The sequence below is a fragment of the Brachybacterium sp. J144 genome (assembly GCF_036321705.1).
Taxonomy (GTDB): domain Bacteria; phylum Actinomycetota; class Actinomycetes; order Actinomycetales; family Dermabacteraceae; genus Brachybacterium.
In genome coordinates this window covers 1-25,248 of record NZ_JAZDCG010000003.1, presented here as the reverse complement: position 1 = coordinate 25,248, position 25,248 = coordinate 1, and the positions used below count along the sequence as shown (strand labels likewise).

General features: G+C 73.1%; 22 protein-coding genes. 8 read left to right on the top strand and 14 right to left on the bottom strand.

The window, feature by feature from the left end; translation table 11 throughout:
• Positions 1–18: 18 nt before the first annotated feature.
• Positions 19–1,497: an NAD(P)H-quinone dehydrogenase gene (locus V1260_RS01965; RefSeq protein WP_329745115.1), complete on the bottom strand. Its 1,479-nt coding sequence runs from the start codon at positions 1,495–1,497 to the stop codon at positions 19–21.
• Between the two features lie 67 nt (positions 1,498–1,564).
• Between V1260_RS01965 and V1260_RS01960 the strand changes: the two genes are divergently transcribed.
• Both V1260_RS01960 and V1260_RS01955 read left to right on the top strand, forming a co-directional pair.
• Positions 1,565–2,404: a purine-nucleoside phosphorylase gene (locus V1260_RS01960; RefSeq protein WP_329745114.1), complete on the top strand. Its 840-nt coding sequence runs from the start codon at positions 1,565–1,567 to the stop codon at positions 2,402–2,404.
• Positions 2,401–4,161, top strand: a complete 1,761-nt coding sequence (locus V1260_RS01955; protein ID WP_329745113.1) for a phospho-sugar mutase — start codon at positions 2,401–2,403, stop codon at positions 4,159–4,161. The genes V1260_RS01960 and V1260_RS01955 overlap by 4 nt, the downstream gene beginning before the upstream one ends.
• Positions 4,162–4,207: 46 nt before the next feature.
• Here V1260_RS01955 and V1260_RS01950 read toward each other — a convergent pair whose 3' ends face one another.
• Together V1260_RS01950 and deoC are read right to left on the bottom strand one after the other, a co-directional pair.
• Positions 4,208–5,368: a DUF2330 domain-containing protein gene (locus tag V1260_RS01950; RefSeq protein ID WP_329745112.1), complete on the bottom strand. Its 1,161-nt coding sequence runs from the start codon at positions 5,366–5,368 to the stop codon at positions 4,208–4,210.
• Positions 5,369–5,468: 100 nt separating this feature from the next.
• Positions 5,469–6,134: a deoxyribose-phosphate aldolase gene (deoC, locus tag V1260_RS01945; RefSeq protein WP_329745111.1), complete on the bottom strand. Its 666-nt coding sequence runs from the start codon at positions 6,132–6,134 to the stop codon at positions 5,469–5,471.
• Between the two features lie 14 nt (positions 6,135–6,148).
• Here deoC and V1260_RS01940 point away from each other — a divergent pair, with 14 nt between their 5' ends.
• Together V1260_RS01940 and V1260_RS01935 are read left to right on the top strand one after the other, a co-directional pair.
• Entirely contained in the window at positions 6,149–7,156 is a 1,008-nt protein-coding gene (locus V1260_RS01940; RefSeq protein WP_329745110.1) for an L-idonate 5-dehydrogenase, read from the top strand.
• Positions 7,157–7,217: 61 nt separating this feature from the next.
• Entirely contained in the window at positions 7,218–8,300 is a 1,083-nt protein-coding gene (locus V1260_RS01935; protein ID WP_329745109.1) for an NUDIX domain-containing protein, read from the top strand.
• A gap of 22 nt (positions 8,301–8,322) precedes the next feature.
• Here V1260_RS01935 and V1260_RS01930 read toward each other — a convergent pair whose 3' ends face one another.
• From V1260_RS01930 to V1260_RS01895, 8 genes are all read right to left on the bottom strand, one after another.
• Positions 8,323–9,636, bottom strand: a complete 1,314-nt coding sequence (locus V1260_RS01930; RefSeq protein ID WP_329745108.1) for a thymidine phosphorylase — start codon at positions 9,634–9,636, stop codon at positions 8,323–8,325.
• Between the two features lie 19 nt (positions 9,637–9,655).
• The gene (locus tag V1260_RS01925) at positions 9,656–10,087 is read right to left on the bottom strand and encodes a cytidine deaminase (protein ID WP_329745107.1); all 432 of its coding nucleotides are present in this window, start codon (positions 10,085–10,087) and stop codon (positions 9,656–9,658) included.
• A 35-nt stretch (positions 10,088–10,122) separates the two neighbouring features.
• Positions 10,123–11,460: an ABC transporter permease gene (locus tag V1260_RS01920; protein WP_329745106.1), complete on the bottom strand. Its 1,338-nt coding sequence runs from the start codon at positions 11,458–11,460 to the stop codon at positions 10,123–10,125.
• Complete coding sequence (locus V1260_RS01915) at positions 11,460–13,031, bottom strand: ABC transporter permease (RefSeq protein WP_329745105.1); 1,572 nt, start codon at positions 13,029–13,031, stop codon at positions 11,460–11,462. Before V1260_RS01915 ends, V1260_RS01920 begins: the two co-directional genes overlap by 1 nt.
• Positions 13,028–14,611, bottom strand: coding sequence for an ABC transporter ATP-binding protein (locus V1260_RS01910; RefSeq protein WP_329745104.1), 1,584 nt, complete (start codon positions 14,609–14,611; stop codon positions 13,028–13,030). The genes V1260_RS01915 and V1260_RS01910 overlap by 4 nt, the downstream gene beginning before the upstream one ends.
• Before the next feature lie 108 nt (positions 14,612–14,719).
• Positions 14,720–15,832: a BMP family lipoprotein gene (locus V1260_RS01905; protein ID WP_329745103.1), complete on the bottom strand. Its 1,113-nt coding sequence runs from the start codon at positions 15,830–15,832 to the stop codon at positions 14,720–14,722.
• A 286-nt stretch (positions 15,833–16,118) separates the two neighbouring features.
• Entirely contained in the window at positions 16,119–17,360 is a 1,242-nt protein-coding gene (locus V1260_RS01900; RefSeq protein WP_329745102.1) for a M20 family metallopeptidase, read from the bottom strand.
• Positions 17,361–17,506: 146 nt separating this feature from the next.
• A complete protein-coding gene (locus tag V1260_RS01895; RefSeq protein ID WP_329745101.1) occupies positions 17,507–18,676 on the bottom strand; it encodes a mannose-1-phosphate guanylyltransferase in 1,170 nt (389 codons plus the stop codon).
• A 218-nt stretch (positions 18,677–18,894) separates the two neighbouring features.
• Between V1260_RS01895 and sdhC the strand changes: the two genes are divergently transcribed.
• From sdhC to V1260_RS01875, 4 genes are all read left to right on the top strand, one after another.
• Positions 18,895–19,272: a succinate dehydrogenase, cytochrome b556 subunit gene (sdhC, locus tag V1260_RS01890; protein WP_329745100.1), complete on the top strand. Its 378-nt coding sequence runs from the start codon at positions 18,895–18,897 to the stop codon at positions 19,270–19,272.
• A 3-nt stretch (positions 19,273–19,275) separates the two neighbouring features.
• Positions 19,276–19,740: a succinate dehydrogenase hydrophobic membrane anchor subunit gene (locus V1260_RS01885; protein WP_329745099.1), complete on the top strand. Its 465-nt coding sequence runs from the start codon at positions 19,276–19,278 to the stop codon at positions 19,738–19,740.
• Between the two features lie 68 nt (positions 19,741–19,808).
• Positions 19,809–21,584, top strand: coding sequence for a succinate dehydrogenase flavoprotein subunit (sdhA, locus tag V1260_RS01880; RefSeq protein ID WP_329745098.1), 1,776 nt, complete (start codon positions 19,809–19,811; stop codon positions 21,582–21,584).
• Positions 21,584–22,339, top strand: a complete 756-nt coding sequence (locus V1260_RS01875) for a succinate dehydrogenase iron-sulfur subunit (protein ID WP_329745097.1) — start codon at positions 21,584–21,586, stop codon at positions 22,337–22,339. Before sdhA ends, V1260_RS01875 begins: the two co-directional genes overlap by 1 nt.
• An 80-nt stretch (positions 22,340–22,419) precedes the next feature.
• On the opposite strand, the gene V1260_RS01870 is transcribed toward V1260_RS01875, so the two are convergent.
• From V1260_RS01870 to V1260_RS01860, 3 genes are all read right to left on the bottom strand, one after another.
• Positions 22,420–23,289, bottom strand: coding sequence for an alpha/beta fold hydrolase (locus tag V1260_RS01870; protein ID WP_329745096.1), 870 nt, complete (start codon positions 23,287–23,289; stop codon positions 22,420–22,422).
• A 100-nt stretch (positions 23,290–23,389) separates the two neighbouring features.
• Positions 23,390–24,211, bottom strand: coding sequence for an exodeoxyribonuclease III (locus V1260_RS01865; RefSeq protein WP_329745095.1), 822 nt, complete (start codon positions 24,209–24,211; stop codon positions 23,390–23,392).
• A 45-nt stretch (positions 24,212–24,256) separates the two neighbouring features.
• Entirely contained in the window at positions 24,257–25,156 is a 900-nt protein-coding gene (locus V1260_RS01860) for a bifunctional methylenetetrahydrofolate dehydrogenase/methenyltetrahydrofolate cyclohydrolase (RefSeq protein WP_329745094.1), read from the bottom strand.
• Between the last annotated feature and the right edge of the window lie 92 nt (positions 25,157–25,248).

The window sequence follows — 25,248 nt, the reverse complement described above, 5'->3', positions numbered from 1 at the left end:
CCGGCTCCGCCTCTGCGCTCAGCCCTCGGCGTCCACGCGGCGGGCGACCTCGGCCAGGGATCCGGTGAGCGAGGGGTACACCGTGAAGGTCCCCGCCACCTGTTCGGCGGTGAGCCGGTGCGCGACTGCGAGGGTGAAGGGCATGATCAGCTCGCTCGCGCGCGGAGCGACCACCACCGCCCCGAGCACGGTGTGCGATCCGGGACGCACCACGAGCTTCACGAAGCCCTCCGCCACGCCCTGCATCTTCGCGCGCGGGTTCGTCTCGAGGCCCAGCACGAGCACCTCGCCCGCGACCTCCCCGGACGCCACCTCGGCCTCGCTCACCCCCACCACGGCGATCTCGGGGCTGGTGAAGATCGCGGAGGAGACCTGCGCGGCGACGAGCGGGCTGACCGCGTCGCCGAGGGCGTGGTGCATCGCGATCCGCCCCTGCATCGCCGCGACCGAGGCGAGCGGGTACACGCCCGTGCAGTCCCCGGCGGCGTAGATCCCGCGCACCGAGGTGCGGGAGACCCGGTCCGTCTCGACGTGGCCGCTCGACCGGAGCCGCACCCCGGCGGTCTCGAGGCCGAGCCCCTCCGTGCGCGGCACGCCGCCGAGGGCCATGAGGGCGTGGCTGCCGCGGATCTCCTCCCCCGAGGTGAGGGTGACCACGACCTCCTCCCCCTCGCGGCGGGCGGCCGCGGCGCGAGAGCGGGAGCGCAGCTCGACCCCGCGGCGGGCGAAGGCATCCTCGAGCACGTCCGCGGCGTCGGCGTCCGTGCCGGGCAGCACCTGATCGCGGGAGGAGACGAGGGTGACCCGGCTGCCGAGCGCCCGGTAGGCGCTCGCGAACTCGGCACCGGTCACCCCGGAGCCGACCACGATCAGATGCTCGGGCAGGGCTCCGAGCTCGTAGAGCTGGGTCCAGTTGAGGATCCGCTCCCCGTCGCAGGGTGCCTCGCCGAGCTCCCGCGGGCGGGCGCCGACGGCGAGGAGCACGACATCGGCCCCGATCTCCTCGACGACCGCGCCATCACCGGCGCCATCGCCAGGGCCGTCGAGGGCCTGCACCCGATCGGGTCCCACGAGGCGCCCGCGCCGCGGCAGGATCCGCACCCCGGCGGCGCGCAGGCTCGCGGTGATGTCCGCGGACTGGGAGGCGGCGAGACGGCGCACCCGCTCGTTGACGGCGCCCAGGTCGACGGTCAGCGTCTCGGCGGTCGGCGCGGAGCCGTCGTCGGCGTCGCGGATCCCGAGCCGCGCCGAGTCGGCGACCTGGTCGAGCACCTCGGCCGTCGCGATCAGGGTCTTCGACGGCACGACATCGGTCAGGACCGCGGCGCCGCCGATGCCCCGCTCCTCGAGCAGGGTCACCTCCGCTCCCGCACGGGCCGCGACGAGCGCCGCCTCATACCCTCCGGGACCTCCGCCGAGGATCACCACCCGGCTGCGATCGCCCTGCACGGGCACGCGGTGCGGATCGGACGGGAGGGCGGTTCCGGGGTCGCTCACCCTCGACATTGTGGTTCATGCGCGCCGCTCAGGGGGCCGTTCGGGGGACCTGCGCTAGTTTGTGCCCATGACTGCTGCCACTGCCACCACCGACCCGTATCAGCTCGCCCGGGACGCGGCCGCCGCGATCGCCGACGCCTCCGGCGTCCCGGCCCATGACGTCGCCCTCGTGCTCGGTTCCGGCTGGGCGGGCGCGGCCGATCTCCTCGGCGAGACCGTCTGGCAGGCCGACGCCACCTCGATCCCCGGCTTCCGCGCCCCGGCCGTCGCGGGCCACGTGGGCACCCTCCGCTCCGTCCGGGTCGAGGGCAACGACGCCCGCGCCCTGGTGCTCGGAGCCCGCACCCACTACTACGAGGGCGCCGGTGTCGAGGCGACCGTGCACGGCGTCCGCACCGCGGCCGCGGCAGGGGCGCGCACGATGGTGCTGACCAACGGCTGCGGCGGCATCGACCCGTCCTGGGCCCCGGGCACCCCGGTGCTGATCGCCGACCAGATCAACTTCACGGGCGACTCCCCGCTGCGGGGCGCGAACTTCGTGGACGTCACCGACCTCTACACCCCGGCTCTGCGCGATCTCGCCCGGGAGGTCGATCCGAGCCTCGACGAGGGCGTGTACATGCAGTTCCGCGGCCCGTCCTACGAGACCCCCGCCGAGGTGCGGATGGCGCGCACGATGGGGGCGACGCTCGTGGGCATGTCTACGGCGCTCGAGGCGATCGCCGCCCGCGAGGCCGGCATGGACGTGCTCGGCATCTCGCTGGTCACGAACCTCGCCGCAGGCATCAGCGCCCAGGCGCTCAGCCACGAGGAGGTGCTCGAGGCCGGTCGCGACGCGGGCCCGCGCATCTCCCGTCTGCTCGCCGAGACGGTGCGCCGCCTGCCCGTCGAGGGGCCGAGCGCATGAACCAGATGCCCGGCGCCGCCCCCGGCGACGCGGACGCCCCGGCCGTGCTCGACGCGGAGTTGCGCCGCCGCGCCGAGGAGTGGCTCGAGGACGATCCGGATCCCGGCACCCGCGCGGCGCTCGCCTCCCTGCTCGAGCAGGCTCGCGGCGGGCGCGCGGAGGCGATCGACGAGCTCGAGGACGCCTTCTCCGGGGACCTCGAGTTCGGCACCGCCGGGCTCCGGGGCCGCATGGGCCCGGGCCCGCTGCGGATGAACCACTCCGTGGTCGCCCGCGCGGCGCGGGGCCTCGCCGACCATCTCCTCGGCGATCTCGGTCTCGAGGATCCGCTCGTGGTGATCGGCTTCGACGCCCGTCACGGATCGGAGGCCTTCGCCCGCCGCTCGGCGGCGATCCTCGTCGCGGCGGGCTGCCGGGTGCGCCTGCTCGAGCGGTACGGCCCCACCCCGCTGATCGCCTTCGCGGTGCGCCATCTCGCGGCCGACGCGGGCATCGTCGTGACCGCCTCGCACAATCCCCCTGCGGACAACGGCTACAAGGTCTACCTCGGAGGCCGGGCCGCCGAGAGCGACGGCCGCGGCGTGCAGATCGTGCCGCCCTCGGACGGGCAGATCGCCGCGCGGATCCGCGCCGTCGGCCCCGTCGGCGGAATCCCCCATGCCGAGGAGGGCTGGGAGGCGCTCGGCGAGGAACTGCGCGAGGACTATCTCGCCGCGATCTGCGCGCTCCCGGATCCCGAGAGCCCGCGCGAAGTGCGGATCGTGTACACCGCGATGCACGGGGTCGGCACCGAGACGGCGCTCGCGGCGCTGCACCGCACCGGGTTCACCGAGGTGCATCCGGTCGCGAAGCAGGCCGATCCGGACCCGGACTTCCCCACCGTCGCCTTCCCGAACCCGGAGGAGCCCGGGGCGATCGACCTCGCCCTCGAACTCGCCCGCACCCTCGAGGCGGACGTCGTGATCGCCAACGACCCCGATGCAGACCGCTGCGCCGCCGCGGTCTTCGATCCGCACCGGGGCGACTGGCGGATGCTCACGGGCGACGAGCTCGGCGTGCTGCTCGGCGATCACCTGATCCGCCGCCACGGCTACGCGGGGACGATCGCGAACTCGGTCGTCTCCAGCCGCTGGCTCGGACGGATCGCCACGGCCTCCGACCTGGACGCCGCGACCACGCTCACCGGTTTCAAGTGGATCGCCCGCGCCCCGGGGATCGTCTTCGGCTACGAGGAGGCGATCGGCTACTGCGTGCTGCCGGAGGTGGTGCGCGACAAGGACGGACTCTCCGCGGCGCTGATGGTCGCCGAGATGGCGGCGCTCGCCCGCGCCGAGGGCACCACGCTGATCGGCCGCCTCGACGAGCTCGCCCGCGAGCACGGCCTGTTCGCGACCGCGCAGCTGTCCCTGCGGGTCACCGAGCTGTCCGAGCGGGACGTGATGATGGCGCGGTTGCGGTCCGCGCCGCCGTCGATCCTCGCGGGATCCGACGTCGCCTCGGTGCAGGACCTCGCGGACGGCTCCCTCGAGCGCACCGGTCTGCCGCCGACCGACGGGGTGCTGCTCGCCACGGCCGACGACGCGCGCGTGATCGTCCGCCCCTCCGGCACAGAACCGAAGCTGAAGGCCTATCTCGAGGTGCACGAGGAGGTCCCCGCGGGGGCCGACGACGCCGCGCTCGGCGCGGTGCGCCGCCGCGCCGCCGAGCATCTCGAGCAGATCCGGCAGGACATGCGCCGGGCGCTCACCGGCGCCTGACCAGGTCTCGCGTCCGTCCCGGACTCCGGGGCGGGCGCGGCGACGCTCAGCCTCGTGCGCGCCGCCGCGCCCGGCGGGCTGAGGCCAGAGACGCGGCCGCGACGCCGAGGGCGAGCGCGGTGACGACGCCGGCGGCCACCAGCAGCCAGCCGACGGGGATCCCCGCGACGGTGATGGTCTCGGTGACGGTGTAGGTGGGCACGACGTAGTCGGCCTGTGGATCGGGGGCGAAGACGAAGTCCTCCGTGAAGGACTCGGGATCGCCGGAGATCACGAACTCGGTGACGATCCGATGCCGGCTCGGATCCTCCAGGCCGTCGCTCGCCTCCGCGGCCGCCGCACCGGTCAGCTCCCGCAGCGTCTCGTCGCTCCACACCCATCCCTCCCAGGCGGGGTCCGCGATCCACGGCCGCTCGACGCGCTGCCCGGCTGCGGAGGCGTCGGTGCGCCCCATCGGCTCGTCGGAGAGGACGAACAGCGAGAGGTCCTGGCGCTGCGTCGCCGCCTGGGAGAGGCGCATCGGGTAGATCAGCTCATCGCTCGGGAAGTCGACCCGGAGGGGCTCGATCTCGCCGCGCAGCTCGGCATCGGCCGCATAGCGCACCGCGGTGAACACCCAGCCCTCCTCTGCGTACGGGTCGAGCAGACCGGAGACGGCGGGGGCGAGCTCATACCCGTTCCCGGCGAGCCAGGTGCGCACGCCGTCGGCCCCGCCCTCGAGCACGGCGACCTCGTAGTCGCCGACCCGGGACTGCTCGTGGACGGTCACGCCGGTGCCGCCCGTCGGCGCGCCGCCGCCCGGTGCGCCCTCACCGGCGAGGAACGGGTTGCCGCCCCACAGGTCGTGCTCGACCTCCTTCCGCGGCGCGGTCGCGGCCTGCATCTCGCGCAGCGTGCCGGAGGAGGCGGTGCTCACCTCGGGCACGGCGGGCGTGGGCAGGAGGAGCGTCGAGCCGGTGCGGGTGCCGTCGAGGGCGAGCCCCATGATGATCGTCTCGACGCCGTCCTCGAGGGACAGGATCGCCGTCTCGCGGAGCACGTTCGCGCCGGTGCGCTGGTCCGCAGGATCGATGAACGCCCCGCATGCGCAGGCCCCGGCGGGGCTCACGGCGCCCAGCAGCAGCTGGGCGAGCACGAGCGCGCCGGTGATCGCGGCGGCGAGGAGCCGCCTGCGCGCCAGCGCGGTCGGTCGGCGGTGGTCGGTCATCACGTTCCCCCTCGTGGTCCCCTGCCCCGGGCGCCCCCTCGACGCGCGGGTCCTGCTCGCGGACCGGCCGGCGGCCCCCGCCGACCGGCCCGCGCCCTGCTCAGTACCCGGTGCCGGTGCCGCCCTCGAGGATGGCCTTCGAGGACGACAGGCCGAGCCGGCTCGCGCCCGCGGCGACCATCGCCTCGGCCGCCTCGCGGGTGCGGATCCCGCCGGAGGCCTTGACGCCCAGGCGGTCGCCGACGGTCTCGCGCATGAGCCGCACCGCGTGCTCGCTCGCGCCGCCCGCGGGGTGGAATCCGGTGGAGGTCTTCACGAAGTCGGCGCCAGCGGCCTCGGCGGCCCGGCACACGCCGACGATCTGCTCGTCGGTCAGGGCGGCGGACTCGATGATCACCTTGAGCACGACCGGCGCGGGCGCCGCCTCGCGCACGGCGCGGATCTCGGCCTCGACGGCGTCGAACGCGCCGGCCCGGGCGAGGCCGACGTTCAGGACCATGTCGATCTCGTCGGCGCCCTTCGCGGCGGAGTCCGCGGCCTCGGCGGCCTTGATCGCGGGGGAGTGCTGTCCGGACGGGAAACCGCACACGGTCGCGACCTTCACGGTGGTCTCGACCGGGAGCATCGAGGGCGAGACGCAGATCGAGTAGGTGCCGAGCTGCTCGGCCTCGCGGGCTAGCGCGTCGACGTCGGCGCGGGTCGCCTCAGGCTTGAGCAGGGTGTGGTCGATGAGCTGGGCCAGCTGGGCGTTCTCGAGAGCGGTCATGGGACAATCCTCCCATGCGCGCCCTCGAGATCCACGCCCCCGGCGAGCTCCGCCTGGTCGACCGCGAGGAGAGCGCCCCCGGCCCCGGGCAGGTGCGGCTCGCCGTCGAGTTCGGCGGCATCTGCGGCTCCGACCTCGCCTACTGGAGGAGCGGCGTCTCCGGCACCGCCGTCATGCAGCGCCCCTTCGTGCTGGGCCACGAGATCTCCGGCCGGATCACCGCGCTCGGCGCGGACGTCGCGGGGCTCGAGGTGGGCCAGGGCGTCACCGTGCACCCGGCCCGCACCCACTCGCCCCTTCCGGCAGGCCTCGAGGGGCGCGAGAACCTCCACCCCGATCTCACCTACTTCGGCTCCGCCGCCCAGGACCCCCACTCCGACGGCGGCTTCGCGCAGTCGCTCCTGGTCGACGCGGACCAGATCGTCCCGCTGCCGGCCGGGCTGAGCATCCGCCGCGCCGTGCTCGCCGAGCCGCTCGGCGTCGCGATGCACGCCGTCCGCCGCGCGGGGGACGTGGCCGGGAAGCACGTGCTCGTCTCCGGCTGCGGGCCCGTCGGCCTGCTGGTGATCCTCGCCGCCCGCGATGCCGGCGCGGCGCACATCACCGCCGTCGACCTCTCCGAGACCGCCCGGGAGCGGGCCCTCGCCCTCGGCGCGGACCTGGCCGGTGACACCACCGACGGGATGGATCCCGGGATCTCCGTGGCCTTCGAGGCCTCCGGTGCGCCCGCCTCCCTCGACGGCATCCTGCGCCACATCGCCCGCGCCGCGACCGTGGTGCAGGTCGGGAACCTGCCGCCCACCCCGGTCAGCGTGACCCTCGGCCCGATCGTCTCCAAGGAGCTCGAGTACCGCGGGACCTACCGCTTCGTGACCGAGATCGAGGACGCCGTCGAACTGCTCGCCCGCAGCGAGGTCGCCGAGCAGGTGATCAGCGACGAGTTCGCCCTCGAGGACGCCGAGGCGGCCTTCACGGCCGCCGCCGGACGCGGCTCGAGCAAGGTCGTGCTGACCTTCGCCTGAGCCGGTCACTCCCGCCTACGGGCCCGTCGACACCGTCGGCGGGCCCGTAGACTTCTGGCTCATGACCGGCCCCTCCGCCCCGCCCCGTCCGCCGCGCCGCATCGTCCTCGTCGCTGGCCCCTCGGGCAGCGGCAAGGGGGTCATGGCGCGCCGGGCGGGACTGCCCACGGTGCCGCTCGACGACTTCTACCGCGACCACGACGATCCCGGACTCCCCCGCCGCTTCGGCATCGTGGACTGGGACGATCCCGCCTCCTGGAACGCGGGAGCGGCGCTCGAGGCGCTCACGGCCCTCGCCCATGACGGCGTGGCGGACGTTCCCGAGTACTCGATCCCCCTCTCGCGCCGCACCGGCACGACATCCCTCGCGGCGGGCGACGCCGAGCTGATCATCGCCGAGGGCATCTTCGCGGCCGAGCTGGTCCGCCCCCTGCGCGAGATGGGGCTGCTGGCCGATGCGATCGTCCTGCATCGCCCCACCCCGGTGGTCTTCGCGCTGCGCCTCGCCCGGGACCTCCGTGAGGGGCGCAAGCCGCCGCTGACGCTGCTGCGGCGCGGCGTCGCCCTGGCCCGTGAGCAGCACGCGGACATCGCCGGCTGGCGCGCCGCGGGCATGCGCCCGGTGGGGCTGCGCCGGGGAACGCAGTTGCTGCGCCTTCTCGCCGCCCTCACCGCCGCAGAACGCTGCCAGCGCCAAGCCGCCGACGCCGGGACGCTGCTGCGCATCACCGCCGTCGCCTTCCTCCGCGAGGGCGCCCGGGGCGAGGAGATCCTCGCGGTGCGCAAACGCGGCACCGGCTCCTACATGCAGGTGGGAGGCAAGCTCGAGCCGGCCGAGAGTGCGCTCGAGGCGGCCGTGCGCGAGGTCGGCGAGGAGCTCGGGGTCGTCCTGGACCCTGCCGGGCTGGAGCTGCTCGGCGACTTCGAGGCGGTCGCGGCGAACGAGCCGGGAACGCGCGTGCGTTCGACGGTCTTCGTGTGTCGGCAGGCGCTGCCGGAGCCGCTCACCGTGCGGGCCGAGCTCGCCGACCACCGCTGGTTCCCGCTGGCGGAGTCGGAGGCGGGCGTCCGCCTCGCACCGCTCATGACCGAGCACATCGTCCCGGCTCTTCTCGACAGCGCCGCCCGCACCGCCCGCGGCTGAGGAGCACCGCGCGCGCCCGAGGTCAGGCGATGCGGTCCAGCACGATCCGTCGCGCCGGGAGCACGGTGCCGGGGGCGGCGAGGGTCCAGGAACCCTCGATCGCCTCGAGCGCCCGGCCCACCCGTTCCGGGGTGTCGGTGTGCAGACGGGCCAGCACGTCCCCGGCCCGCACCTCGTCGCCGAGGTGCTTCTCGATCTCGACGCCCGCGGCGGCCTGCACGGCCTCGCCGGGGCGCGAGCGGCCGGCGCCGAGGCGCCAGGCGGCGACGCCAACGCCCATCGCGTCGAGGCCCGTGACCACGCCGTCCTCGGCGGCGCGCAGCTCCTCGACGTGCCGCGCCGTCGGCAGCGGGGCGTCCACGTCCCCGCCCTGGGCGGTGATCATCGCGCGCCAGGAGTCCATGGCGCGGCCGTCCCGGAGGGCGGCCTCGACGTCGGGGTCCCGCACTCCGGCGGCCTCGAGCATCTCGCGGGCCAGCGCCACGGTCAGCTCGACGACGTCGGCCGGGCCGCCGCCGGCGAGCACCTCGAGGGACTCGCGCACCTCGAGCCCGTTGCCGGCGGTGCGACCCAGCGGCGCGGACATATCGGTGAGCAGCGCGACGGTGCGCACGCCCGCGTCGGTGCCGAGGTCGACCATGGTGCGGGCGAGCTCGCGGGCGTCGGCCTCGTCCCGCATGAAGGCGCCGGCACCGGTCTTCACGTCGAGGGTCAGGGCGGCGGTGCCCTCGGCGATCTTCTTGGACATGATCGAGCTGGCGATCAGCGGGATCGCTTCGACGGTCCCGGTGACGTCCCGCAGCGCGTAGAGCTTCTTGTCCGCGGGGGCGAGGCCCGAGCCCGCCGCGCAGATCACGGCGCCGACCTCCGCGAGCTGGCGCATCATCTCGTCGCCCGTGAGGGAGGCGCGCCAGCCGGGGATCGCCTCGAGCTTGTCGAGGGTGCCACCGGTGTGTCCGAGCCCGCGCCCGGACAGCTGCGGCACCGCGACCCCGAACGAGGCGACCAGCGGGGCGAGCGGCAGGGTGATCTTGTCCCCCACCCCGCCGGTGGAGTGCTTGTCGGTGGTGGGCTTGGCGAGGGCGGAGAAGTCCATCCGCTCGCCGCTCGCGATCATCGCGGCGGTCCAGCGGGAGATCTCCTCGCGCTCCATGCCGTTGAGGAACACGGCCATGGCGAGGGCGGCCATCTGCTCCTCGGCGACCACGCCGCGGGTGTACGCGTCGATCACCCAGTCGATCTGCTCGGGGCTCAGCCGCTGCCGGTCGCGCTTGGCGCGGATCACGTCGACGGCGTCGAAGGGCTCGACGGCGAGGGCGGGGGTGGTCGGGGTCATGGGCTCCTCCTCGGGAGGGTCAGGGGGCGAGGTCGGCGGGGCCGAATGCCTGAGGGAGCACCTCGTCCATGCTCCGGCGGCCCTCGGGGGTGAGGATCACGAGATCCCGGCCCGCGTGCTCGGAGATCAGCTGGCGGCAGCGACCGCAGGGCATGACGACCGGGCGCTCCTCGCGGGCGAGGTGCTCGTCGCCGCCGACGCACACGAAGCGCGCCAGCTTCCCGCCGCCGCCCGCGATCAGCTCGCTGATCAGACCGCACTCGGCGCAGAGGGTGACGCCGTAACCGGCGTTCTCGACGTTGCAGCCGCGCACGAGCCGACCGTCCTCGGTGAGCGCGGCGGCACCCACCCGATAGTGCGAGTAGGGGGTGTAGGCGCGCTCGGCGATCGCTCGGGCGGTCTCGAGCAGGGTCGCGAACTCGTCGTCCGCCGGGGGCTGTGCGCTGGTCATGTCCCCGATGCTCTCACCTGCGGCGCTCATCAGGGTCACTGCTTGATGTACGGCTCGCCGTCGGCGGCGGGGACCCGCACGCGGCCCACCACGCCCGCGACCGCGAACAGCGCGACCACGTACGGGAGCATGAGCAGGAAGTCGCCGGGGATCGAGACCCCGCCCTCGGCGGCGGTCATCGTGCCCAGGCGCAGCTGCAGCGAGTCGGCGAAGGCGAAGGTGAGGGCCGCGAGGAGCGCACCGACGGGGTGGTACCGGCCGAGGATCATGGCGGCGAGGGCGATGTAGCCCTTGCCCGCGCTCATGTCCTCGCCGAAGGCGACGCCTGTGCCGATGGTGAGGGTCGCCCCGCCGAGGCCGGCGACCGCGGCGCCCAGCAGGACGTTCTTCCAGCGGGTGAGGTTCACGGGGATGCCCACGGTGTCCGCGGCCTTGGGGTGCTCGCCGACGGCGCGGACCCGCAGGCCCCAGCGGGTGCGGAAGAGGGCCACGGTGAGCAGCGCGACGATGACCCACATCAGGTAGACCAGGATGTTCTGCTCGAAGAGCACGCGACCGATCACGGGGATGTCCGCGAGCAGCGGGATGCGCAGCACGGGCAGACGCAGCGCGGCGTTGAAGGTCCCGGGGTTGTCACGCATGACGGTGCCGAAGAAGAACGAGGTCACGCCGAGGGCGAGGACGTTGAGGACCACGCCCACGATGATCTGCTGGACGTGATAGCCGACGGCGAAGAGGGCGAGCAGCGCGCCCATCAGCAGGGCCACGAGCGGGGCGGCGATCAGGCCGGCCCACACGTTGCCGGTGAGGGAGCCGACGAGGGTCGCCCCGAAGGCCCCGAAGAGCAGCTGCCCCTCGATGGCGATGTTGATGACGCCGGCCCGCTCGGAGAGCACGCCGGAGAGGGCGCCGAAGGCGAGCGGGACCGCCAGGACGATGGTGCTCTGCAGCAGCGTCGTGACGTCGAGGGACCGCTCCGAGATCACCCAGGTCATGAACGCCAGCACCCAGGCCACGGCGAACACGGCGATGAGGGTGAGGCGCAGTGCCCGCGGCGGGCGGGCACGCAGCGCCTGGAGCGCCCACAGGCCCGCGGAGGCGGCGAGCGCCAGGACGGCGAGGAGGATCGCGGCGAGCTGGGAGGGGACGGTGATGCGCTCGGGCACGAGACCCAGCGGGTTCAGGTCCGTCTCGCGGGCCAGGGCGAAGGTCGACTCGGTGCCGGGGAGACCGCGCAGCCCGAAGAGGATCAGCGCGATCAGCCCCAGCACGGTCAGGCTCGCGGGCAGGTGCCACCAGCTGGAGGAACGGGTCTCGTCCTGCGGCTTCTCGACGACGGAGTCGTCGGCGACGATCACGGGTGCGGTGCTCATCACGCGTCCTCCTGCGCATCGGTGGGGTCCGCACCGCGCTCGGGCGCGGGGGCGGGTCCGGCCGACGGCGCGTCGCCGCCTCCGCCGGAGGGGGTGACGCCGCCGGTCGGGTCGTCGCCGTCGGAGGCTGGGCCGCCGTCGGAGGCGGCGCGGGGGTCGACCGGGTCTTCGGCACGGTGCCCACCGACGGGGGCGGCGCCGCTCGCGTCGACGGTGGCGGGGACGGCCGCCGTGCGGGCGCGAAGGGCACGTCGCACGCGGGCCGACGCCCCGGGGTGGTCCACGTGCCGCAGACCGATCAGGGTGCGGACGAGCGGCGGAGCCGCGATGAAGAGCACCACGAGCACCTGAATCACGGAGACCAGGTCCAGGGGGACGCCCTGGTTCGTCTCCATGAAGCGGCCGCCGGTGGACAGGCCCGCGAAGAGCAGGCCCGCCAGGGCGATCCCGACGGGGCCGGAGCGACCCAGCAGGGCGACTGTGATCGCGTCGAAGCCGATGTTGCCGGCGACGCCCTCGGTGAGGCGCCGCTCGGTGCCGAGCACGTGCACGGCGCCCGCGAGGCCGACGAGTCCGCCGGCGACGGCGAGGGTCAGGAATGCGGTGCGGGAGGTCGAGATGCCCGCGAACCGTGCGGCGCGCGGGTTCGAGCCGACGGCGCGGAAGTGGAAGCCGAGCGTCGAGCGGCTCATCAGCCACCACAGCAGCACCACGGCGCCGGCCGCGAGGAACAGTCCCGCGTGCAGGCGGAATCCGGTGCCGAGCAGCAGCGGGAGCTGGGCGTTCTCCCCCACCGACGGGGAGGTCGGCTGGGACTGGTTCGCACCGGTGAAGGCCGCGGTCTTCAGAGCGAAGGCCAGCAGGTAGGTCGCGATCCAGTTCAGCATGATGGTGCTGATGACCTCGTTGGCGCCGAAGCGCGCCTTGAGGAAGCCGGCGATCCCGCCCCACAGCCCGCCGGCGATCACCCCGACGAGCAGGGCGAGCAGCAGGTGCACGACCCCGGGCAGGTCGAGGGCGAAGCCGATGTACCCCGCGGCCATCGCGCCGACGATCAGCTGGCCGGTGCCGCCGATGTTGAACAGCCCGGCGCGGAAGCTGACCGCCATCCCGGCCGCGGCGATGATCAGCGGCGTCGCGATGGTGAGGGTCTCGGTGAGGGGGCGCAGCCCGGCGGTGAGCGCGGGCAGCAGCACGTAGGTGCCGGAGCCACCGGCCTCGCGCACGGACTCCGCCGCCCGCGCCGCGCCGGGTGCATCGAAGACGGCGCCGCGGAACATGGCGCCGTACGCCTGGGTGACGGACTGCCAGACCGCGACCACGGCGTCCCCGGGGCGGGCGAAGAAGTAGCCGAAGGTCGCGCGGACGTCCTCGTCGGCGATGACGATCAGCACCGAGCCGATCAAGAAGGCGAAGACGAAGGCCATCACCACCACCAGCAGATCGCTGCGGGCGAGGCTCTGCAGCGTCCGGGCGAGGGCGCTCTCAGCGTCCTCGGCGGGAGGCGGTGGGGCGTCGGCGACGCTGCCGCCCACGCCGGGTGCGGTGCCGCTCACGGAGGGCGTGGTCATGCGAGGTCTCCTTCGTCGGCGAGTTCGTCGGCCAGGCGGCTGTCGGCGGTGCGGGCCCCCGCGGCCACGGCCTCCCGGGCCGCCTCCGCGGTGTATCCGGCCATCATCAGGCCCAGCACGTCGCGGTCCTCGTCGCCGGGCACGATCCCGAGGATCCTCCCGCGGTACATCACGGCGATGCGATCGGCGAGCTGGGTGACCTCGTCGAGCTCGGTCGAGACGATGACGACGGGCGTGCCCCTGTCCCGCTCGTCGAGGATGCGGCGGTGCAGGAACTCGATCGAGCCGACGTCCACGCCGCGGGTGGGCTGGGAGGCGATCAGGAGGGACAGCTCGCGGTTGAGCGCCCGGGCCATGACGATCTTCTGCTGGTTGCCGCCGGAGAGGGTGGACGCCGCGGCGGTCGCCGATCCCGTGCGGATGTCGAACTCGGGGATGAGCCGCTTCGCGTTCTCCGCGATGGCCCGGAGGGACATCGCCACGGAGCTGCCGAAGGGGGCGCGGTCGTGCTGGTCCAGCACCAGGTTCTCGGCGACCGTGAAGTCGGCGACGAGCGCGTCGTGGGTGCGGTCCTCGGGGACGAAGCCGACGCCGGAGTCGAGGATCTGCTTGGTGGAGCGGCCTACCAGCTCGACGCCCTCGAGGCGCGCCGAGCCGTGCACCGCGTCCTGCAGACCCAGCAGCGCCTCGGAGAGCTCCGTCTGGCCGTTGCCCTGCACGCCCGCGATGCCGAGCACCTCGCCGTGGCGCACCGCGAAGCTCACCCCGTCGAGGGTGCGGGTGCCGGTCTCGTCGGTGACGCGGAGGTCTTCGACCTCGAGCGCGACCTCGCCGGGGGCCGCCGGGGCCTTCTCCTGCGCGAGGGAGACCTGTCGGCCGACCATGAGGGAGGCGAGGTCGGCCTGGTCGGCGGAGGGATCCGCCTCGCCGACGACCTTCCCGCGGCGGATCACGGTGATCCGGTCGGAGACGGCCTTGACCTCGCGGAGCTTGTGGGTGATGAAGACGATCGAGGTGCCCTCGTCGCGGAGCTGGCGCATGATCGTCATCAGCTCGTCGGTCTCGTGCGGGGTGAGCACGGCGGTGGGCTCGTCGAGCACGAGGATCTCGGCGTGGCGGCTGAGCGCCTTGATGATCTCGACCCGCTGCTGCGCGCCGACGGGGAGGTCCTCGACCAGCGCGTCGGGGTCGAGGTCGAAGCCGAAGCGGGCGGAGATCTCGCGGACCATCCGGCGGGCCGCGGGGAGGTCGAGCAGCCCGCCGCGGGTGGGCTCGTGGCCGAGCACCAGGTTCTCGGCCACGGTGAACACCGGCACGAGCATGAAGTGCTGGTGGACCATGCCGATGCCGGCGGCCATCGCCTCGCCCGGATCGGCGAAGGCGACGGGGGCGTCGTCCAGGAGGATCTGCCCGCCGTCGGGGCGGTAGAGCCCGTAGAGCACGTTCATGAGCGTCGACTTGCCAGCACCATTCTCGCCCAGCAGGGAGTGGATCTCCCCCGGTTCGACGACGAGGTCGATGGAGTCGTTGGCCACGAAGGACCCGAAGGTCTTCGTGATCCCGCGCAGTTCGAGCTTCACGGCACTCGCTTCCGTCGGCTCCTCCCCGGATCTCGGAGCGGAGGGTCTGTGACAGGGAACGCGGTCCCCGTCCCGATCCGGGACGGGGACCGCGGGCGGTTCCGAGGGTCAGGCCCCCGCGGGGGACGCCTCGGACTCGACCACGACGGTACCGTCGATGATCTCCTGCTTGAGCGTCTCGAGCTCGGTCACCAGCTCGGCCGGGACATCATCCTCGAACTCGTGGAAGGGCGCCAGTCCGACGCCGCCGTTCTCGAGGGTGCCGACGTACGGGGTGGCGTCGAACTCGCCGCCGGCCGCACCGGTGATGACGTCCTCGACCGCGACGGTCATCTCCTTCATGACGGAGGTGAGGATGGTGCCCTGCGCCTCGGGATCGGCGGCGTTGGTCTCGAAGCCGTCGGCGTCGACCCAGATCACCATGCGGTCCTCGCCCTCCTTGGCGGAGGCGAGGGTGCCCGCGCCGACCGGGCCGGCGACCGGCATGACGATGTCGGCACCGGCGCTGTAGAACTCGTCCGAGACGGCCTTGCCCTTGGACTGGTCCTCGAAGGTGCCGACGATCGAGCCGGTCTGGGTCTGCTTGTTCCAGCCGAGCACCTCGACCTCGGTGCCATGGGTCTCGTTGTAGTGCGCGACGCCGTCGACGTAGCCGTCCATGAAGATCGTGACGGTGGGGATGTCCATGCCGCCGTAGGTCGCGACCTTGCCGGTCTCGGTCATGCCGGCAGCGAGGTAGCCCGCGAGGAAGGCGGCCTGGGCGGTGTCGAACTCGAGCGGCTTGACATTGCCGAGCTCGATCGGGTTGCCGTCGGCGTCCTGGGCGGTGGAGTCGACGATCGCGAAGTCGGTGCCCTCGTTGGCCTGTGCGGCGGCGCCGGTCGCGGGGGCGAGGAGGAAGCCGACGGTGATGATCAGGTCGCAGCCCTCGGTCACCATGTTGTTGATGTTCGGGGCGAAGTCGGAGTCGGTCGTGGACTCCGCCTCCTGCGTCTCGATGCCGAGCTTCTCCTCGGCGTTGAGCAGGCCGGTGTGGCTGGACTCGTTGAAGGACTTGTCGTCCCAGCCGCCGGAGTCGGAGACCATGCAGGCCTTGTAGTCGGTCGAGGCGCCGCCGGCGTCGCTGCCGCCGCCGGCGGTCTCCTCGGGCGGGGTGCCGCAGGAGGCGAGCGCGAGGGCCGCGATGCCCGCGAGGGCGAACGCGCGAGAGGTGGTCTTCATGGGATTCCTCCGGAACGGTGGGCGAGGCCGGGTGGGCCGAGTGGGATCGCGTGCGGCGACAGCGCTGTCGCAGACGCCTCGGACCTTAGCCGCCAGGAGCTCGCGGCGAGGCCGGGTCGAGGCCCCGTGCGAGAACCGTTATGAAATCGACGCGGAGGTGGCGCCCGGGTGAACCGGGCGGGGCCGGCGGGCCGGGTTCCCGGCGCTCAGTGGGGGGATCGGTCGGGAGATCAGTCGGGGACCAGTCGGGGATCGGTCGGGAGATCAATCGGGGACCAGCCGAGGATCAGGGGCCGACGGGGTCCCTTTGCACGCAAGCGCTCGCGAGCACCGCCGCGCCGTAGTCGATCGCCCGCTCGTCGATCATCAGATCGCCCATGTGCAGGTCGAAGGTGCGGCCGCCCGGGGTGCGGGTGCCGAGCCGGGCGAGGGCGCCGGGCACCTTCTCGAGGTACCAGGCGAAGTCCTCGCCGCCGAGGGACTGCGCGGTGGGGTCGAGGCGGTCCGCCCCGAGTACCCCGGTGACGGCCGCCGAGAGCACCGCGACCGAGGAGGCGGAGTTCGAGACGGGCGGCACGCCGCGGTCGTGGGTCACGCGGGCCTCGACGCCCCAGGGGCGCACCAGGTCGGCGAGCACCTCCTCGAGGAGCTCCTCGGCCTGGTCCCAGGCGTCGTGGTCGAGGCAGCGCAGCGTGCCCTCGAGGCTGCCGCTGGAGGGGATCGCGTTGAAGGCGGAGCCGGCGTGGATGCTGCCCCAGGTGAGGTTCACCCCGGAGCGGGGGTCCATGCGGCGGCTGAGCGCGGCGGGGAGCTGGGTCGCGATCGAGCCGAGGGCGTAGACCAGGTCCTGGGTGAGGTGCGGCCGGGAGGTGTGCCCGCCCGCGCCGCGTACCTGGATCGCCACGGGATCGGTGGCCGAGGTGATGGGACCGGTCTTCAGCCCGATGTGGCCCACGTCCACGCCCGGATCGCAGTGCAGGGCGAGGATCGAGTCGACGCCGTCGAGCACGCCCTCGCCGATGAGGTCCAGCGCCCCGCAGGGGTGGCGCTCCTCGGAGGGCTGGAAGACCAGGCGCACGCCGCGGCGCAGCGCACCCTCCTCCGCGACGCGCACCAGGGCGCCGGCGGCGCCGAGCACCGCGCTCATGTGCACGTCGTGCCCGCAGGCGTGGGAGACGCCCTCGACGACGGAGCGGTACGAGACGGTGGTCAGCTCGGGGATGCCGAGCGCGTCCATGTCGGCGCGCAGCGCGATCAGCGGGAGCGTGGGATCGCTGCCGGGGATGTCGCAGATCGCGCCGGTGCCGGCCATGCGCACGGGTGAGAGACCGAGGCCCTCGAGGTGCTCGACTACGTAGTCGGTGGTCCGGTGCTCCGCATGGGACAGCTCGGGATGGCGGTGCAGGTGGCGGCGGACCGCCCGCATCAGGTCGGAGCGCTCGGCGACGGTGCGGGCGATCAGGCCGCCGGGGCCGAGGATCCGGGGCGTTCCCGCCACGTCCGTCCGCTGCTGCTGCGTCTGCTCCACCGCTGCACCCTCCCGGCTGTGCGCCCTGATCCGACTGGTCACTCTGGTCGTCCTGCTCCGTCACCACGGCTCCGCGGCCGGCCGGTCCGCGCCGGCTCCGGCACGAGGGTCGGTGCAGGTCCCCGGCGCCGGCTCCCGGGGACGCCTCAGCGCAACCGCTCCGCGTCGGCCCCGTCGAGACCCGCGACGAGGCGGGCGAGATCCTGCGCGTGCTCGTCGGCGAGCACCAGCAGGACGTCGTCGGTGTCGACGATGCTGATCCCGTCGAGCCCGACGAGGGCGACGTGACGATCCGTGGCACCGTACACCGTCGCCCGGGAGGAGACGGCATCGACCCGTGCCCCGCCCAGAACCTGGACATCGGAGCCGTCCGCGCCCTCGCGAGTCACCGTCCCCGTCCCCGCCGCCGACCTGCCCGTCGCCCGCAGCTGCCGGGCAAGCACGGCGAAGTCGCCCACGTCGTCCCAGCCGAAGGCGGCCGGCACCACGGCGACCCGGCCCGCGGCGGCGAGCGGCTCGGCGAGCGCGTGGTCGATGGCGATCGCGGTGAGCGTCGGCCAGAGGCGGTCGAGAGCCGCCCTCTCCCCGGGGGTGCCGAGCATCGCGGCGAGCTCCCGCACCCCGGCGGCGAGCGGGGGCATCCGGACGGCGAGCTCGTCGAGCATCACCCGGGCGCGCACCACGAACATCCCCGCGTTCCAGGAGAAGCCGCCTTCGGCGAGGAAACCCTCGGCCGTCTCCCGGTCGGGCTTCTCGACGAAGCGGGCGACAGGGCGGGCGCCGAGATCGCGCAGCGCCCGGGCGGCGGCGCCCTCGGCGCCGGGGTCCGCCTCCTGGATGTAGCCGAATCCGGTCTCGGGCCCCGTCGGCGAGATCCCGAGGGTCACCAGGAACCCCAGCTCCGCGGCCTTGCGCGCGATCGCGACGGCCGCGGTGAAGGCCTCCTGATCCTCGATCAGGTGGTCGGCGGCGAAGGAGCCGAGGACAGCGTCGGGATGCTCCCGCTCGATCACGGCGGCGGCGAGCGCGATCGCGGGCATGGAGTTGCGGGGCGAGGGCTCGGCGAGGATCCGGGTGCTCGCGTGCCCCGCGGCGTCGAGCTGGGCGCGCACTTCGGCGGCATGGGCCGTCCCGGTCACGACGACCGGCGGGTGATCGGCGAGCGGGGCGAGGCGATCGAGGGTCTGCTGCAGCAGGGAGGAGCCCCTGCCGGTGAGGTCCAGCAGGAACTTGGGGCGAGCTCTCCGTGAGAGCGGCCACAGTCTTTTGCCGGAACCGCCCGCGGGGATCACCGGGACGAAAGGGGCCGAGGGCATGCGGACCAGCATATCCGCGGCCCCGGACCCCTCTCGGGCCCCTCTCCGAGGGCTACTCGGCGACGCGCCCCGGGACACCCCTTCTGGCACAGAACCTGCACGTCATGGTGCTACGCTGGCCGGGTCCCCGTCGGGGGCGATGATCTGTCGCAGCGTCGTGAAACAGTCGCCGTGACGTACCGCGCCCGGCCTCCCCCCGTCGCTTCTGGAGGAACTCCGTGGCATCAGCCCAAACCGGGACGCTCTATCGCGGTCGCGAGGGCATGTGGTCCTGGGTCGCTCACCGCATCTCCGGGATGCTCATCTTCCTGTTCCTCCTGGTGCACGTGCTGGACACCGCCCTGGTGCGCGTCTCTCCCGAGGCCTACAACGAGGTGATCGGCCACTACAAGACGGTCGTCTTCGGTCTCGGCGAGATCGGCCTCGTCGGCGCGGTCGTCTTCCACGCGCTCAACGGCCTGCGCATCATCCTGGTCGACTTCTGGTCGAAGGGCACCAAGCACCAGCGCGGCCTCTTCTGGGGCGTCGTCGTGCTGTGGGTCGTGCTCATGGCCGGCTTCCTCCCCCGCCATCTCATGCACATGTTCGGAGCCTGAGCGATGACGACCACCGACACCTCCCTCCCCCCGCTGCCCGACCCCACCACCCGGTATCGGCGCACCGGCCAGCGCGGCATCAACTTCGAGATGCTCTCGTGGCTGTTCATGCGCGCCTCCGGCGTGCTGCTGGTGATCCTCGTGTTCGGCCACCTCTTCGTGAACCTGTGGCTGGGCCTCGGCGTCAAAGGCATCGACTTCGCCTTCGTCGCCGGCAAGTGGGCGAACCCGTTCTGGCAGATCTGGGATCTGCTGATGCTCTGGCTGGGTCTGATCCATGGCGGCAACGGCGTGCGCACGATCATCAACGACTACGCCCGCGGCGACCGGGCGCGGCTGGTCCTCAAGGGCCTGCTGCTCCTCGCCGTCGTGGTGACGATCGTGCTCGGCACGCTCGTGATCTTCACCTTCGACCCGTGCCCGGCGGGCGCGGAGCCGAGCCTGCTGCCGGCGGTGTGCGGGGCCTGATCCCCGCCCGCTGAACCCGGCCCTCGTCCTCCCCCTCCACCCGACTCGGAACGGAGCTGTCCCTCGACATGCAGACCCACACCTATGACGTGGTGATCGTCGGCGCCGGCGGCGCCGGCATGCGCGCCGCCCTGGAGTCCTCCAAGCGCGCTCGCACCGCGGTCGTCACCAAGCTGTACCCCACCCGGTCCCACACCGGCGCGGCCCAGGGCGGCATGTGCGCCGCCCTCGCCAACGTCGAGGAGGACAACTGGGAGTGGCACACCTACGACACCGTCAAGGGCGGCGACTACCTGGTGGATCAGGACGCCGCCGAGGTGATGGCCAAGGAGGCCATCGACGCGGTGCTCGACCTGGAGAAGATGGGCCTGCCCTTCAACCGCACCCCCGAGGGCCGCATCGACCAGCGGCGCTTCGGCGGGCATACCCGCGAGCACGGCGAGGCGCCCGTGCGTCGCGCCTGCTACGCCGCGGACCGCACCGGTCACATGATCCTGCAGACCCTCTACCAGAACTGCGTGAAGCAGCAGGTGGAGTTCTTCAACGAGTACTACGTGCTCGATGTGCTGATGACCGGCGACCCCCGCTCCGACGAGGGCGTGCGCGCCGCGGGCGTGGTCACCTACGAGCTGGCCACCGGCGAGATCCACGTGTTCCGCGCGAAGTCGGTGGTGTTCGCCTCGGGCGGCTTCGGCAAGATCTTCAAGACCACCTCGAACGCCCACACCCTCACCGGTGACGGTCCCGCGATGGCCTTCCGCCGCGGCATCCCGCTCGAGGACATGGAGTTCTTCCAGTTCCACCCGACCGGTCTCGCGGGCCTCGGCATCCTCCTGTCGGAGGCGGCCCGCGGCGAGGGCGCGATCCTGCGCAACAGCGACATGGAGCGCTTCATGGAGCGCTACGCCCCGACGCTGAAGGACCTCGCGCCGCGCGACGTCGTGGCGCGCGCGATGGCCAACGAGGTGCGCGAGGGCCGCGGCTGCGGCCCGAAGAAGGACTACGTCCTCCTGGACCTCACCCACCTCGAGCCCGCGCACATCGATGCCAAGCTCCCGGACATCACCGAGTTCGCCCGCACGTACCTGGGCGTCGAGCCGTACACCGAGCCGGTCCCGGTCTACCCGACCGCGCACTACGGCATGGGCGGCATCCCCACCAACATCCAGGGCGAGGTGCTCGCCAACGCGACCGACGTGATCCCCGGCCTGTACGCGGCCGGCGAGACCGCCTGCGTCTCCGTGCACGGCGGCAACCGCCTGGGCACCAACTCGCTGCTGGACATCAACGTGTTCGGCCGCCGCGCGGGCATCGCCGCCGCGGAGCACGCCGCGACCGTCGAGCTGGCGGAGCTGCCCGAGCAGGCCGAGGTCCCGACCGTCGAGCTGCTGCAGCGCCTGCGCGACCGCCCGGCGACCGAGGACCGCATCGCCAACATCCGGGCGGACCTGCAGGAGTCCATGGACCTCAACGTCCAGGTGTTCCGCACCGACGAGACCTGCCGCCAGGCCCTCGCCGACATCAAGGTCCTCAAGGAGCGCTACGCCTCCGTCGCGATCCAGGACAAGGGGCGCCGCTACAACCTGGACCTGATGGAGGCCGTCGAGCTCGGCTTCCTGCTGGATCTCGCGGAGATCGTCGCCCTCGGGGCGCTCAACCGCCGCGAGTCGCGCGGCGGCCACTTCCGCGAGGACTACGCGACGCGCGACGACGTGAACTTCCTCGAGCACACCATGGCCTACCGCACCCTGCCGGGTGAGGAGGGCGAGGAGGGCACCTCGATCCGTCTGGGCACCAAGCCCGTCGTGATCACCCGCTACGAGCCGAAGGAGCGCACGTTCTGATGACTGCCGTCGCTGAGAAGCCCCAGGCCGAGGCCGGGGCGATCCCCTCGTTCCAGGTGACCCTGCGCATCGCGCGCTTCGATCCGGACACCGACGCCGAGGCGCGCTGGGAGGAGTTCACGGTCACCGCCCACGGCACCGACCGCGTGCTCGACGCCCTCCACGACATCAAGTGGCACCAGGACGGCTCGGTGTCCTTCCGCCGCTCCTGCGCCCACGGCGTGTGCGGCTCGGACGCGATGCGGATCAACGGCCGCAACCGCCTCGCCTGCAAGACCCTGCTCAAGGACCTCGACGTCACCAAGCCGATCACGGTCGAGCCGATCAAGGGCCTGCCCGTCGAGAAGGACCTGATCGTCGACATGGAGCCGTTCTTCGACTCCTACAAGGAGATCATGCCGTTCCTCGTGGCGAAGGGGCAGGAGCCCAGCCGCGAGCGGCTGCAGTCCGCCGAGGAGCGCGAGCGCTTCGACGACACCACCAAGTGCATCCTGTGCGCGGCGTGCACCTCCTCGTGCCCCGTGTTCTGGACCAACGGGCAGTACTTCGGCCCCGCCGCGATCGTCAACGCCCACCGCTTCATCTTCGACTCGCGCGACGACGCCGGCGAACAGCGCCTGGAGATCCTCAACTCGAAGGACGGCGTGTGGCGCTGCCGCACCACGTTCAACTGCTCCGAGGCGTGCCCCCGCGGCATCCAGGTCACCCAGGCCATCGCCGAGGTGAAGCAGGCCGTGATCCGCGGTCGCATCTGACCGCCTGAACGATCAGGCTCCCCCGGGAGCCGACGAGGCCCCTCCGCCCTGGCGGAGGGGCCTCGTCGTGTCGGTCGCGCTCAGTCCCGGCCGGTGGCGAGCACCTCGCGGAGGCGGGCCGCGAAGGCGGCGGGATCACCGGGCTCGGCGGGGTTTCCGATGGCGAAGCCGCCGTGGTCCCCGGGGAAAGTAACCGGCTCGAGGCCGAGCCGGGCGGCGAGCGCGCGGGTGGATCGGGCGGTCAGCGCCTCACCCGTCTGCTCCCCGACGGCGAGGACGAGCCGCTCCCCGGCGGCGCGCAGCGCCTCGAGATCGGGCTCGAAGGCGGTCACGGGGGCACTCGCGCCGGACAGCAGCGGATCCTCGCGCGTGCCGTCGTCGGCGCCCGGCAGCCCGAACTGCGCCGGCTCGGGCAGGGGCCGGGCGAGGTACTCTTCCGAGAACTCGCCCTGCCAGCTGCCGAGCGCGATGAAGGCGGCGAAGCCCGCGCCCCAGCCGCGTTCCTGGTAGGCCCGGCCGACGGCCTCGTTCGCGCGCTCGGCGAACTCCGCATCGGGCAGGACCCCCAACACGGGCGGCTCATGGGCGACGATGCGGGTGAGGTCCTCCGGATGCGCGGCGAGCAGCGCGAGGGCGGTCACCGCCCCGCCGCTGCTGGCGAACATCTCGACGGGACCGCCCAGTTCCGCGATCAGGGCGTGCAGGTCCTCGGCCTGCCGCCGCGGATCGTTCAGCGCGCTGCCGTCACTGCGGGTGCTGCGGCCGAGGCCCCGCGGGTCGTAGGCGACGACGGTGCGGTCGCCCAGCTCCGCGATGAGGTCGGCGAAGCCGTCGGCGGTCATGGGCTGGCCGATGACCAGCAGCACCTCCCCACCGTCGGCCGGAGGGAGCGGGCCGTGCACATCGTGGACGATCTCGGCGTCGGGCAGGGACAGGGTGCGGGTCTCCATGGGCACAGGCTAGGCCCCGCCCCGCCGGTCCGAGACGGGCTGGCGAACACGAAGGGCGGGGCCCACGGCCTCCGACCGCGACCCCGCCCGGTGCCCCCGCTCAGGCGTAGACGGCCACGAGCGGTGCGTGATCGGACCAGCGGGTGTCGTAGCTGGGGGCGCGGTCGACCTGTACCGCGGTGACCCGATCACCGAGCGCCGGGGTGGTGAGCTGGTAGTCGATGCGCCAGCCGGAGTCGTTGTCGAAGGCCTGGCCGCGCTGGGACCACCAGGTGTACGGGCCGGGGACGTCCCCGGCGAGGCGGCGCTGCACGTCGACCCAGTCCCCCTCGACGAGGAGCCGGTCGAGGTAGGCCCGCTCCTCGGGCAGGAAGCCGGCGGACTTCAGGTTGCCCTTCCAGTTCTTGATGTCGTTGTTGGCGTGGGCGATGTTGAGGTCGCCGGTGAGCACCACGTGGCGGCCGTCGGCGCGCAGCTCCTCGAGCCGCTGCATCGTGACGTCGAGGAACTCGTACTTGTCGGTCATGGTCTGCGGCTTGTCGACGCTGCCGGAGTGCATATAGCAGGAGATGACGGTGAGGTCCGTCCCGTCGCCGAGCGGGTCCTCGAGGTCCGCCTCGAGCCAGCGGCCGGTGTGGGTGGGCTCGGTGAGCCCCGGCAGACCGCGGCGCACCCCCTCGAGGTCGATGCGCTCGAGGGAGATGCGGGCGGCGATCGCGACACCGGCGCGGCCCTTGAGCTCGGAGGCCTCGCCGACGATGGACCACCCCTCCCCCATCAGATCGGCGAGCAGCTCGTCGGGCGCCCGCACCTCCTGCAGGGTGATCACGTCCGCGGCGGTGGCGGCGAGCCAGTCGGCCATCCCCTTGCGGGCGGCGGCGCGCAGGCCGTTGACGTTGACGGTGGCGAGGGTGAGAGTCATGGTCGCCAGTATGTCAGCGCCGCCCGACGCCCCGGGAGGCCCCGCTCAGGCGGTGCGGTCGAGTCCGGCGGCGAGTTCCGCCATCTCCACCACGTTCTGCACCAGCAGCGCGCGGGTCATGGGGCCGACGCCGCCCGGGTTCGGGGAGATCCACGAGGCGACCTCGGCGACGGCCGGGTCGACATCGCCCACCAGGGTGGCCTTCCCGCCGTCCGGGTCCTCCTGGCGGGAGACGCCGACGTCGAGCACGATCGCGCCGGGCTTGACGTCCTCGGGCCGCACCAGGTGGGCGACACCCGCCGCGGCGACGATGACGTCCGCCCGCTTGAGGTGGTCGGAGAGGTCGGCGGTGCCGGTGTGGGTGAGCGTCACGGTCGCGTTGATCTCGCGGCGGGTCAGCAGCGCGCCGATGGAGCGACCCACGGTCACGCCTCGACCGATCACCACGACGTCCTTGCCCTTGAGGTCCAGGTCGTGGCGGAGCAGCAGCTCGACGACGGCGCGCGGCGTGCAGGGCAGCGGCGTCGTGATCGGGCCGTAGGCGTTCAGCACGAGGCGACCGAGGTTCATCGGGTGCAGGCCGTCGGCGTCCTTCGCCGGGTCGATCCGCTCGAGGATCGCATCGGTGTCGAGGTGCTTCGGCAGCGGCAGCTGGACGATGTAGCCGGTGCAGGCGGGATCCGCGTTGAGCTCGTCGATGACGGCCTCGAGCTCCTCCTGCGTGGTCTCCGCGGGCAGGTGGCGCTGGATCGAGTTCAGGCCGATCTGGGCGCTGTCGCGGTGCTTGCCGCGCACATAGGCCGCGCTGCCCGGGTCCTCGCCGACGAGGACGGTGGCGAGGCCCGGCTGCGGGTGGCCGGCAGCGACGAGGGCGGCGACGCGCTCGGCGAGTTCTGCCTTGATGGCCTTCGCGGTGGCCTTGCCGTCGAGGATCTGGGCGGTCATGGGGCTCCTTCCGGGGAGCGCTGGGAACGGTCGGGAACGAGCGCGGGGGCGAGGCGATGCCCGCGCACTACTCCTCTCTTTGCGGCTCGCCT